Genomic DNA, 12,911 nt, shown 5'->3' on the forward strand with positions numbered 1-12,911 from the left:
TGCCATTAAAATTGTTGCCCCAGCACAAAGTGTGTTTGCCATCCACCTTTTTCGTTTCGGCCAGGTATTTTATCAAATCCATAACCAAAATCAATACCTAATAAACCAAACATAGGCATGTGAACACGAACACCTGCACCTGCCGAACGTTGCAATTTAAATGGGTTGTAGTTAGCAAAACCTTCGTATGCAGCACCTGCATCAAAGAATGTTAACACATACGCACTCATTTGTCCTTTTAGTGATATAGGATAACGTAATTCTAATGAGAATTTATTGTACACGGTACCACCAATTTCTCTATTATATCCTAATTCATTGTCATATTTTGATGGGCTTAGCGAGTTGTCACTGTAACCACGTAATGCTACATTTTCACGTCCGTCTAATGCACTCATCATCATTCCACTTCCTCCTAAATAAAAACGTTCAAATGGAATAATACCACGATCATTATTGTAAGCGCCTAAAAAACCAAATTGACCTTGAGAACGAAGTACTAATTTATCAAAAATAGTAGTGTACCAATCTGCTTTAAAATTAATTTTATAATATTCTAACCAATTAAATTTCTTTTGGTTTAATTTATCTTGATCTACACGTGCATCTTGATAATTAGCAACTGGTAAGCCTTGTTCATTTAGATACGAACCTGCTGGAATATCGGCACCAGTTACTGGGTTTGTTTGTACACTTGTAGTTTTGTATTTGTATTCTTCTAAATTTTCAAGATTTTTATAATCTATATTGTTTACTAAAGAATATGGGAAAGTGAATTTACCCGATACGCTAAAAAAGGCACCTGATTGCGGATAAATAGATGGCATTAAACCTCCACGATTATCACGTGATAATTCTACCGTATATGCTAAGTTACGTGAAGAACCGTTACGAAATGCAAAAAAGTTAGAATAATAGTTATTTAGTTCATAATACTGGAAACTTAACGAATGTGATAATGTAAAAGCGTCATCTGGCACTAATAAACGTTTTGCAACACCTAAAGTTGCTGTTGTTATGTTTAATCCTTGATTACGGTCTATATCACGAGTTGTGAAGTTATATGATTTTTGACTTGTGTACGATACCGAACCGAATAACGATATTGGGCGACGACCACCAAACCATGGTTCAGAAAAACTTAAACTATACGTTTTAAAGTACGATGCAGCTTGTAAACGTAACGACATTTTTTGCGCATCGCCCATAGGGAAAGGGGTATAAGCATCTTTATTAAAAATGTTACGTGCAGAAAAGTTATTAAACGATAAAGCTAATGTACCTATAAAAGTACCACCACCGTAACCACCTTGTACTTCAACTTGCGATTGACCGTTTTCAACAACCGGAAAATCAACATCAACCGTTGCTGTTTCTGCATCGGCATTTTTAACATCAGGGTTTAAAGCCGAAGCATCGAAAATTCCCATACTACCTAAGCGGCGTACTGATTCAACCAAATCAGCTTTTGACCATTTTTGTCCTGGTAAAGTTCTTAATTCACGTAAAATAATGTAATCATGTGTTTTGTCGTTTCCTGAAACGGTAATGTTATTAAAATGCGCTACAGGACCTTCAAAAATGCGTACATCAAAATCAATCGTATCGTTGTTTGTTGCTGTTTCAATTAAATTTACTTGTGACCATAAATACCCTGCATTTTGATACACGTTTTCAATATTCATAGCATCAGGGTTTGTAGGATCTTTAACGCGTTTTTCTAATAAAACACCGTTGTAAACTTCGCCTTTTTGTAATCCTAAAATGTTTCTTAAATTCTGACTTGGGTATTCGCTATTACCAATAAAACGGATATCGCCAATGTAATATTTATTGCCTTCTTCAAGATTAATATCTATTGCAACCGTATTGTTTTTAGGGTTATATGTTGCTTTTTCAGAAATGATACGTGCATCGCGGTATCCTTTTTCCTTATAGGCATCTACAATATTTGATAAATCGTTTTTATATTCAGTTTCAATAAATTTCGACGGTTTAAAGATACGTATTGGATTTAGTGGGCTTCGCAACTTTGTTTTTTTCATTGCTTTGCGCAATTTTGCATTTGCAAGTTGCTTGTTTCCTTCAAAATCAATATCAGAAATGCGTACTTTATGGCCTTTGTTAATGTCTATAATTAAATCGGCAGTTTTGTTATCGCTGTGTAATTGTTTGGTAACGTTTACTTTAGTGTTGTAAAAACCTTCTTTGCGGTATTTGTTGGTTAAATAATTTTTTGTGTTTGCAATAAGGTTTTCGTTGATAATTTTACCTTCAACAATTTTAATTTTCTTGTCTTTAGTTGGTACTGTTGTATTTACTACCGGAGCAGATAATTGTAAATCTTTTAAAATTTCTTCTTTTTTAGATTTTTTAACGCCAGTAATTTGTACATCTTTTAAACGCGGAAGTTCGTTTAGATAAATTTCAAGGTTAATAACATCGTCTACAATCGAAGTTTGATAAACGTTAATATCGTTAAAATAACCTGTTTTCCATAATTTTTTTATAGCATCTGAAATTTCTTCGCCAGGTAAATTAATTATTTGGCCTTTTTCTAAACCTGCATAGGTAGAAATAGTTAGTTCGTTAAAATGATGGTTACCGCTAACTGTAACAGTGCCTAAACGGTATTTTTTTTGTTGAACTGGTTGATCTTCTTGGTTTTGCAAGTTTTCTTTTGCATTATTATCGGTGTTGGCTGTATTGCCTGTTTGCGCTTTTACAGTGTTGACTGTAAAGCATACTAATAATGGAAAAAAGTATTTTAATTTTATGCGATGCATTATCTATAAAAATTATTTATTTAATTGTTCACTGGTTTTACCGTATCGGCGTTCACGGTTTTGGTAAACTTGTAAAGCCTGTAAAAGATGCTCGTTAGAAAAGTCGGGCCAAAGCACGTCGCAAAAGTATAATTCGGCATAAGCAATTTGCCATAATAAAAAGTTACTAATGCGTTGTTCGCCGCTTGTACGTATCAACAAATCAACATCGGGTAAATTATTGGTGTAAAGATGCTCATTTATAATAGATTCATCAATAGCATCAATTGAAATTATATTATTTTTAACTTTGTTACATATTTCTTTTGTTGCTTCAACTAGTTCATTTCTAGACCCGTAGCTTAAAGCAAGCGAAAGTGTAAGGCGGTTATTGTTTTTTGTTTTTTCTAAAACTTCTGTTAATTCTTTACGAACAGAAGCGGGCAAAAGATTTAAATTACCAATTGCGTTTAGTTTAATATTGTTTTCGTGTAAGGTTTTTACTTCTTTTTTTAAAGCTTTTACTAAAAGTTTCATTAGCATATCAACTTCAAACTGAGGGCGGTTCCAGTTTTCGGTTGAAAAAGCATAAAGTGTTAAATATGGTATTCCTAAACGTGCACATTGCTCTACAATTCGCTTCACAGCTGTAGCTCCGTTTTCATGACCTATAGTGCGTAAAAAACCTTTTTGTTTAGCCCAACGGCCATTACCGTCCATAATTATGGCTAAATGTTTGGGTAGTTTTTCAGGAATTATTGTGTTTTCTTTCATTTTATCTTGGGGCGCAATAACATGGATTTTTACCAAAAGTGTACGATAAGCTAATACCCGAAAAAACATACCAATCGTTGCTGTTGGTGTTGCCAAAAGCTACAATTGTAGTTGATGGTTTTGCAGGATTGTTCCCGTCTAAGTTATCGGTAAAGGAATAACGTGCGCCAATTTCGGCGCTAAGCACCATTTTTTTATTAAGTAAAGCTTTTATACCAAGAGTTATTGGTACAGCTAATGCATATTCAGTTTCTTTTTCAATTTGCTTATTAAAGTTGTTAAAGTACGTTTCGCGGTACGATAAGCCTGCTAAACCTGTGTGTAAATAAGGGGTAAAAGCAAACCAACTGTTGTGTAGGTCAAATTCAAAAAAGTTAAATTCTAGCCCTAACAGCAATTCGTTAATGGTGTTTTTTGTTGATAAATTACGAGCTTTTCTAAGAGGCATGTCCGATTCGGAATCTTTTCCAGTAATAGGCATGTAAGTGTAATTTAAACGCCATGAATGTCTTGGGCTACGGTTCCATTTGTATTGAAAACCATATGCCATATCGGTTGGATTAATGTGTTTGGTTGATCCAATATCACCAATATAATTGGTTGCACCAACAGTTGGCCCAAGTTCGTGAATTTGACTTTGAGCTGTACAAGCACCTAAAATAGTTAATATGGTTAAAAGTTTTCTTTTCATTGTATGGATAATTTGCAAATATACTAATGTAAACGAATAATTTTTATATTTATGATGTATTTTACAAAAATGTGGTTAATTTCTTTTGTCTTCACCCCATAATAATTTACTTCGTAAGGTTCTTAAAAAAGTAACCGAAGGAAATTCAACCATATTTACTGTGTGGTTTGCTAAGGCAATTTCTATTTCAGAATCGGTACTCACGGTGGCCATTTCAGAATCTAACGAAAGTAAAAAATGTGCTTCGCGGCTACTAATTTTCATTCTAATTTTACTTCTGTCGTTAATTATCAATGGTCTAGTAGTTAAGTTGTGTGGTGCAATTGGGGTTATTACCAAGCAATTGCTATCGGGCGTAATTATTGGTCCGCCACAACTTAAGCTATAACCTGTACTGCCTGTTGGTGTTGAAATAATAATTCCATCGGCCCAATAAGTGGCTAAAAATTCATCGTTAATATAGGTGTCAACCGTTATCATTGATGTGGTGTTTTTTCGTGTAACAGTAATTTCGTTCAATGCAAAATTTACATTAAAACTGTTTATAGCATGGTTTGGTGCATTAAGTTGTAATAAGGTGCGACGCGATAATGTGTATTGGTTAGAAAACAAAAGCGGTATTAAAGCCGAAATAGCTTCTTGTTGTACATTTGCTAAAAAGCCTAATCTACCAGCATTTATACCAACTATTGGTATGTTTTTACTTTTAACAAAATTTGCTGCGCGCAATAAAGTTCCATCGCCACCAATGCTTATAAAAAAATTAGTATCATCGGCAATATCGTTATGCGATGAAAAAGTTTGGCAGGTAAAGTTTAGTACCTTGTTTTCGTTTAAAAGGTTGTAAAAATCGTTTTCAAAAATAATTTCGGCCTGATGTTCTTGTAAGGCAAAAACAATTTTATCTACAATGTTTTTGTATATTGGTTTGTAATTTTGAGCGTATATGGCAAATTTCATCTACTTAACTAAATGTTTAAAAATTTATCTAAATAAGCCGAACGATTTTTAAGTTCGTTTAAATAAGAATCTTCGTTGTGGTTTGATATAATTTCGTATCCAAACCTACGAAAAGTTTGAATAATTTCGTTAATGTTACCAGCCGTAGCTTTTAGGGTAATTTGTGCAAAGTGATCTTCCATTTGCGATACAAATATGCCTAAAAGTTTACAATTATTGCTTTCAACAATTTGTGCTATTTCACTAATACTGTAATCTAAATAATGTTTTTGAACAACAAGTGCCAAACCAGCATCTTTCATAAAAGGCGTTTGGTTTAAAAAAGGCAAAACATCGGTATATAAAATATAGCCCATATAAGTGTTGTTTTCGTTTAAAACAGTAAGTAAATTACAGTCAAACTGTGCGAATTTTTCTAAAATTTCAAACCAACTGGCATCTTCCCTAATAAAATGAGGTAAAAGCGTGTATCGATATTCATTAATTGTTTTTGTTTTAGATGGAATAATATCAACCGTTGCAATAGCGCCCATATAAACTCCGTTTTCAACCACCGGAAAGTGACTGAACTGGTTTTCTTCGGTAAACTGAAGCACGTCTTCAAATTTAGTATTAAAAGAAAACGGCTTAGGTTTATGTTTTATTAGGTTTTGTATCGATTTCATAACAAAAAAATTCATTGCAAAATAATTAAAATAATCGGTTTTACACCCAATTTACTTTGTATTTTTGTTGATAAATTACTTTACTAATGACAAAATTATCTGTAAATATCAATAAAATAGCTACTTTGCGTAATGCGCGTGGCGGTAATGTGCCTAATTTGTTAAAAGTAGCTGCCGATGTACAACTGTTTGGCGCACAGGGGGTAACTATTCATCCTAGACCCGATGAACGACACATTCGCTACCAAGATGCTCGTGATTTAGTTAAGGTTGTAACTACCGAATACAATATTGAGGGAAATCCAATGGACGATTTTATGAATTTGGTATTAGAATGCAAACCAACCCAAGTAACTTTAGTACCCGATGCAGTTGATGCAATCACATCAAACGCTGGTTGGGATACAGTTAAACATCAGGCTTATTTAAAAGAGGTAATTGCCGAATTTAAGCGCAATAATATTAGAACTTCTATTTTTGTAGATCCTGTTTTATCTATGATTGAAGGTGCTAAAGAAACCGGAACCGATCGCATAGAATTGTACACCGAAGAATTTGCGCACCAATACGGTTTAGGAAACTTAAAAGCAATTGAACCATACGCAAAAGCAGCAGAATTGGCAAATGCATTAAGTTTAGGTATTAACGCTGGGCACGATTTAAGTTTAGATAATATTGAATTTTTTAAACAGAATATTCCTGGTTTGTTAGAAGTTTCTATAGGGCATGCTTTAATTTCTGAAGCAATTTATTTAGGCTTAGAAAATGTAGTGTGTTTATACAATCAAAAGTTGCGCTAATGAACGATATTTTATACGCAAAAGTTGAAGGAGCTGGTAAGCCCTTACTTATTTTACATGGTTTTTTAGGAATGAGCGACAACTGGAAAACCTTAGGTACTAAATATGCCGAAAATGGTTTTGAAGTTCATATGTTAGATTTACGCAACCACGGACGTAGTTTTCATTCAGATATATTCAACTATCATGTAATGGCTGAAGATGTAGTTGCATACTGCCAAACGAATAATTTGGCTGAAATAGATGTTATCGGCCACTCAATGGGTGGAAAAGTAGCCATGTATTTAGCAGTTAATTTTCCAAATTTGGTTCGTAAATTAATAGTAGCCGATATTTCACCCAAATATTACAAACCGCACCATCAAGATGTTATGGCGGCTTTAAACGCAGTTGATTTTTCGCAAAATCCATCGCGTAATGAAGTGCAAGTAACTATTGAAAAACATGTAACAGAACCAGGTGTTGTTCAATTTTTAATGAAGAATGTTTATCGTGTTACACCCCAACAATTAGGTTTTCGCTTTAATTTAAACGCTTTTAATAACGATGATACGCTTATTGGCGAAGCGTTACCTATTGATACTGTTTTTAATAAACCAACTTTGTTTTTAAAAGGAAGTAAATCGCATTATATAACAAATGCAGATGAAGAGTTGATAAAAAAGCACTTTCCATTAGCAACAATTGAAACCATTTCAAATGCTGGGCATTGGTTGCACGCCGATAATGCTGTTGAATTCTTTGAGAAATCAATCAATTTTTTAAAATAATATGCACGCATAATAAAAAAAACAAGCTTAAAATCAACTAAACGTAATAATTTAATAATTTTTAACACCAAGTTATTAAACTTTTGCAAAATGTTTTATATTTGAAATACTAACATTAATAAACGTTTAGTTATGAAGAAAGTTTTATCTATTTCTTTATTGTCGTTAATCGCTGCAAATGCTTTCGCGGGTGGATACCGTATAAGTATGCAAGGTCAACGCCAATTAGCAATGGGGCATACAGGTGTGGCTGTGATTGGTCAAAATGCCGAAAGTTTGTTTTTTAACCCAGCCAGCGGTACTTTTTTAAAAAATAAGTGGAGTTTTTCAGCTGGTGCAACTGCATTGTTTTCCAATGTAAAATTCCAAAATTCGTTATACAATTGGTCTAACTCATCAGAAAACATGGGTACCCCTTTTTATTTGTACGGAAACTATCAAGTTTCTAACAAATTCTCAGTTGGTTTAGCGGTTTATACACCTTATGGAAGTTCTGTAGAATGGCAACAAGATTGGCCAGGTTCACATTTAGTAAATAATATAGACTTACAAGCAATTTTTGTACAGCCAACAGTATCGTATAAAATTAGCGATAACATTAGTTTAGGTGCTGGTTTAATTTATGTAAACGGTGGCGTTACTTTTAATAGAAACTTATCACGTAGCTTGGTAGATGAAAACGGAAACCGTTCTGATGTTACAATTGATGCGCAAGGTGTAAGCGCGTGGGGATACAACGTTGGTGTTACTGCACGTTTAGACGAATATGTTACTTTTGGGGCAAACTACCGTTCACAAATTGATATGAAAGTAGAAGGTGGCGATGCAAGTTTTCATGATTTGCCAAGCTTTTTACAAGGGGCATATCCTAACGGAAAATTTAATGCAACCATGCCTTTACCTGCAGAGTTAACAGTTGGTTTTTCTTACCAAATTAACAACAAATGGTTAGCTGCTGTTGATTACAACTATACTTTTTGGAAAGCTTATGATAATTTAGTTATTGAATTTGATAACCCGTCAATTGGCAAATCGGTAAACCCAAGAAACTATAAAAGCAGTGCAACAATTCGCGGTGGTTTACAATTTGCTCCAACCGAAAAATTCTCTGCTCGTGTAGGTGGTTATTACGATATTTCTCCGGTTCAAGATGGATATTTTGCTCCAGAAACACCACGTAACAACGCGTTGGCAGGTACAGTTGGTTTTACATACCAAGTGTCGCCTAAATTGGGTATCGATTTTGCAGCAACTGCATTAAACTTTAAAGAAACCAATAATTCTTACAACCACTATACAGAAGACGGTACACATGTATCTTTTGGAGGCGATTACCGTTCATCGGCATATTCATTAGGATTAGGTTTGTCGTATAACTTTTAATTTAGTAACATGAAAAAATATCAATCAATTATATTAGCAGCATGTGCAATAGGATTTGCTGCTTGTGAACCCGAATTTGAAAACGAAGTATCAAACGAAACCTATTCTAAAGGCGAAGCTGATTTTACAACTTATGTAGCATTAGGAAATTCGTTAACATCGGGTTTTATGGATGGAACAATGTATCGTTCTGGCCAACAGTATTCTTTTCCTAGTTTATTAGCAAAACAATTTGCAGTTGTTGGTGGTGGTGCTTTTACGCAACCTTCGTTTGAAGACGATACTAATGATATGGGAGGTTTGTTATTTATGGGACAAAAAATAGCTAATACGCGATTAATTTTAAACATGGCTGTTGGTGGACCAGAAAACTTAAAAGGCAGTCCAACTATAGAAGTTAGCAGCTTACAAAAAATGGCTTACAATAATATGGGTGTTCCATTAGCAAAATCATTTCATTTGTTAGCACCAGGATATGGTAATATAGCAAATTTAGCAAATGGTACAGCTAACCCTTATTTTGTACGCCATGCAACAACAGCTAATGCTACGGTTTTAGGTGATGCAATGAGTTTAAATCCTACATTTTTTACAAACTGGATTGGATCTAACGATGTATTGTCATACGCAACTTCAGGTGGTGTTGGTGTAAACCAAGAGGGTAATTTAAACCCAGCAACGTATGGTGCTAATGATATTACAGATCCGCAAGTTTTTGCTTCGGCTTACAGCACCATTGTTAATACTTTAACAAGCAAAGGGGCAAAAGGGGTAGTTGCAACAATACCATATGTAACATCAATTCCGCATTTTACAACAGTGCCTTTTAATCCTTTAACTGCTGAGGCATTAGGCGGAGCAGCAACTGTTAACCAATTAAATGCACAGTTATTAGGACCAATTAAACAAATTTTAACTGCAGTTGGGCAAGGTGATCGTATTCAGTTGTATTCTACAACAAATCCAAATCCACTTTTAATTACCGATGAAACTTTAACAGATATGTCAGCTGTTATTACAGGTGCTTTAATTGCAAATCAAATTCCTGCACAACAAGCTACAGCAATTGGGCAAGTATTTGGTAAGGCGCGCCATGCAACTAAAAACGATTTATTTGTTTTAGGAACAAGTGCAGTAATAGGAAAAACGTCGTCTATGCCAGCTCCGTTAGATAAATTAGGGGTTACTTTTCCTTTAGAAGATAAATACGCTTTAATTCCATCTGAACAAGAAAATATTAAAGAAGCTACCGATGCGTTTAATGATATTATTTGGGCTACTGCAAAATCTAAAAACTTAGCAGTTGCAGATATGAACGCTATTTTACGTTATTTAACGTCGGGTATTCGTTTAAACGATGGTCAAATTTATACAGCTAATTACTTTAATGGTAAAAACCTTAATAAAGTATTGTTTTCTTTAGATGGTGTGCATCCAAACCCACGTGGATATGCTTTTATTTCTAACGAAATTATTAAAGTAATAAACGAACATTACAAATCTAAATTACCTTTATTAGTACCAGGTAATTATCCAGGTGTTACTTTAAAAGCATCTAATTAAGTAGATAAATGAAAATAATTATAAAATTAATAGCAACGGCAATCATAGTATCCTTACTCTCGTATTTTTTACCAGGTGTAAGTGTAGATGGTTTTGGTTCATCAATTGTAGTTGTAATTGTATTGGCAATATTAAATTTTTTAGTAAAACCAATATTACAACTAATTGCAATGCCCATAAATATTTTAACCTTAGGTTTGTTTTTATTTGTAATAAACGCATTAATAATAATGTTGTGTGGCAGTATAGTAACAGGCTTTCAGGTAAATGGCTTTATTCCTGCGTTATTGTTTAGTTTAATCCTATCAATTTTACAATCGATACTAGATGGAATCATAGGTAGTGATTAATTTTTACTAATAATTAATATTCAATTATTTAAAAATTTGATTGGCTTGTAAAAATAATGTATTTTTGCAAGCCAATTTTAGTTAGAAAACAAAATTTACAATGAATATCACAAGAAATAATGTAGATGCTTTAAATGCAGTTATTACAATTGAAGTAACCAAAGATGATTACGCTACCAAAGTAGAAAATGTTCTTAAAGAATACAAAAAGAACGCTAATATACCTGGTTTTAGAAAAGGACAAGTACCTGCTTCATTAGTTAAAAAGCAATATGGTCAGGCAATTATGTTTGATGAAGTAAACAAATTGTTGCAAGAAAGTTTAAACAACTATTTAAACGAAGAAAAAATTGATATTTTAGGTAATCCACTTCCGGTTGCTAAAGATATTGATTGGGATGCAGATACATTAAGTTTTGATTTTGAATTAGGTTTAGCTCCTGAGTTTGCAGTAGATTTAGCTGCAGCTAAAAATACAACAAAATACCAAATTGTTGCCGATGAAGAAATGGTAAACGAACAGGTAGAATACATACAAAAACAATACGGAAAATTAGTTTCTAAAGAAAAAGTAGAAGAAGGTGATGATATTCGTGTGAAAGTTGCCAATACAGAAGAAGGTATTGAAAACGAAACTACATTTAACGTATCAATCATTCGTACTAAAACAAACCAAAAGAAATTTATTGGTAAAAAAGTAGGCGATGAGGTTGTAATTTCTACAAAAGGTTTATTTGAAGACGACCATAAATTAATGGACGTTTTAAAAGTTGATCACGATAAAGTACACGGTTTAGATGTTGAAGTCACTTTTACAATCGAAGAAATTTCAACTCAAGAAAAAGCAGAATTAAACCAAGAATTTTTCGATAAATTATTTGGCGAAGGAAAAGTAACTTCTGAGGACGAATTAAAAACACGTATTAAAGAAGATGCCGAAAAGCAATTTGCACAACAAGCAGATCAAAAATTCATGAACGATACAGTTGAAGCATTAATTGAAAATACAAGCTTTGAACTTCCTAAAGAATTTTTAGTAAAATGGTTACAAACTGTTGGCGAAACTACTTTAACCGAAGAACAAGCACAAGAAGAATACACAAAATCTGAAAAAGGATTGCGTTACCAATTAATTGAAGGTAAAATTATTACCGATAATGAAATGCAAATTACTTTTGATGAAATTAAAGATTATACTTCGGGCTTAATTAAAGATCAAATGGCACAATTTGGTCAGTTAGAGCCTTCTGAAGATGATGTAACTAACATTGTATCACGTGTTTTATCAAACCAAGACGAAGTAAAACGTATTTCGGAGCAGTTAATGAACGATAAAATGATGAAATTATTTGCAGATAAAGTAAATGCAAACGTTAAAGAAGTAACTTACAAAGATTTCGTTAAAGAAGTTTACGGAGAATAATTCTTAGCAAAAAAATAAGTATATTTGAGCGTCGAACGAAGAGTTTCGACGCTTATTTTTTATAACATTTTTAGAAAAAAAAATATGAATTACGGTAAAGAATTTAAAAAATATGCTACTAAGCACCACAAAGTAAACAATTTGTATTACGATAAAATGATTGCTGCAATGACACCCGCAGCAAGTATGACTCCTTATATTATTGAAGAGCGCCCAATGAACATTGCTTCGATGGATGTTTTTTCACGTTTAATGATGGATCGTATCATTTTTTTAGGCTCTGGTGTTGATGATTATGTAGCAAATATTATTCAAGCGCAATTGTTATTCTTAGAAAGTGTTGATGCTTCTAAAGATATTTCAATCTACATTAATTCACCAGGTGGTAGCGTTTATGCAGGTTTAGGTATTTACGATACCATGCAATTTGTAAAGCCCGATGTAGCAACAATTTGTACAGGAATGGCAGCATCAATGGGTGCCGTATTGTTATGTGCAGGTGCCGATGGTAAACGTTCGGCATTACCTCACTCACGCGTTATGATTCACCAACCTTCAGGTGGGGCACAAGGTGTTGCAACCGATATGGAAATCAACCTAAAAGAAATGCTAAAATTAAAAGAAGAATTATATCAAATCATTGCAAAACACGCCAAACAACCATTTGATAAAGTGTATAAAGATTCTGAACGCGATTATTGGATGCGTGCCGATGAAGCTAAAGAATATGGAATGATTGATGAAGTTTTAACCAGAGAATAATTAGA

The 12,911-nt window shown here is 33.5% G+C and carries 12 protein-coding genes; 7 read left to right on the top strand and 5 right to left on the bottom strand.

Features of this window, described 5'->3' with window-relative positions; genetic code table 11:
* Positions 1-5 precede the first annotated feature (5 nt).
* The 5 genes from P3875_RS11920 to P3875_RS11940 form a co-directional block, all read right to left on the bottom strand.
* Positions 6-2,786 (bottom strand): BamA/OMP85 family outer membrane protein, encoded by a 2,781-nt coding sequence (locus P3875_RS11920; protein WP_303444175.1) that lies wholly within the window; start codon positions 2,784-2,786, stop codon positions 6-8.
* A gap of 12 nt (positions 2,787-2,798) precedes the next feature.
* Positions 2,799-3,539 carry an isoprenyl transferase gene (locus P3875_RS11925; RefSeq protein WP_303444176.1) on the bottom strand — a complete coding sequence of 247 codons (741 nt, stop codon included), beginning with the start codon at positions 3,537-3,539 and terminating at the stop codon, positions 2,799-2,801.
* Between the two features lies 1 nt (position 3,540).
* On the bottom strand, positions 3,541-4,230 hold the full coding sequence (gene porG, locus P3875_RS11930) for a type IX secretion system protein PorG (RefSeq protein ID WP_303444177.1): 690 nt from the start codon (positions 4,228-4,230) through the stop codon (positions 3,541-3,543).
* Between the two features lie 75 nt (positions 4,231-4,305).
* Positions 4,306-5,190 (bottom strand): NAD kinase, encoded by an 885-nt coding sequence (locus P3875_RS11935; RefSeq protein ID WP_303444178.1) that lies wholly within the window; start codon positions 5,188-5,190, stop codon positions 4,306-4,308.
* Positions 5,191-5,198: 8 nt separating this feature from the next.
* Entirely contained in the window at positions 5,199-5,870 is a 672-nt protein-coding gene (locus P3875_RS11940) for a CBS domain-containing protein (protein ID WP_303444179.1), read from the bottom strand.
* 71 nt (positions 5,871-5,941) lie between these two features.
* Here P3875_RS11940 and P3875_RS11945 point away from each other — a divergent pair, with 71 nt between their 5' ends.
* From P3875_RS11945 to clpP, 7 genes are all read left to right on the top strand, one after another.
* Positions 5,942-6,655 carry a pyridoxine 5'-phosphate synthase gene (locus P3875_RS11945; RefSeq protein ID WP_303444180.1) on the top strand — a complete coding sequence of 238 codons (714 nt, stop codon included), beginning with the start codon at positions 5,942-5,944 and terminating at the stop codon, positions 6,653-6,655.
* 8 nt (positions 6,656-6,663) lie between these two features.
* Positions 6,664-7,425 (top strand): alpha/beta fold hydrolase, encoded by a 762-nt coding sequence (locus P3875_RS11950; RefSeq protein WP_303445444.1) that lies wholly within the window; start codon positions 6,664-6,666, stop codon positions 7,423-7,425.
* A 132-nt stretch (positions 7,426-7,557) separates the two neighbouring features.
* Positions 7,558-8,808: an OmpP1/FadL family transporter gene (locus P3875_RS11955; protein ID WP_303444181.1), complete on the top strand. Its 1,251-nt coding sequence runs from the start codon at positions 7,558-7,560 to the stop codon at positions 8,806-8,808.
* A 9-nt stretch (positions 8,809-8,817) separates the two neighbouring features.
* Complete coding sequence (locus tag P3875_RS11960) at positions 8,818-10,371, top strand: SGNH/GDSL hydrolase family protein (RefSeq protein WP_303444182.1); 1,554 nt, start codon at positions 8,818-8,820, stop codon at positions 10,369-10,371.
* Between the two features lie 8 nt (positions 10,372-10,379).
* Entirely contained in the window at positions 10,380-10,721 is a 342-nt protein-coding gene (locus tag P3875_RS11965) for a phage holin family protein (RefSeq protein ID WP_303444183.1), read from the top strand.
* A gap of 100 nt (positions 10,722-10,821) precedes the next feature.
* Positions 10,822-12,144 (top strand): trigger factor, encoded by a 1,323-nt coding sequence (gene tig, locus P3875_RS11970; protein ID WP_303444184.1) that lies wholly within the window; start codon positions 10,822-10,824, stop codon positions 12,142-12,144.
* Between the two features lie 84 nt (positions 12,145-12,228).
* Positions 12,229-12,906 (top strand): ATP-dependent Clp endopeptidase proteolytic subunit ClpP, encoded by a 678-nt coding sequence (clpP, locus tag P3875_RS11975; RefSeq protein WP_303444185.1) that lies wholly within the window; start codon positions 12,229-12,231, stop codon positions 12,904-12,906.
* Positions 12,907-12,911: the final 5 nt, after the last annotated feature.

Source organism: Myroides sp. JBRI-B21084 (assembly GCF_030545015.1).
Taxonomy (GTDB): Bacteria; Bacteroidota; Bacteroidia; order Flavobacteriales; family Flavobacteriaceae; genus Flavobacterium.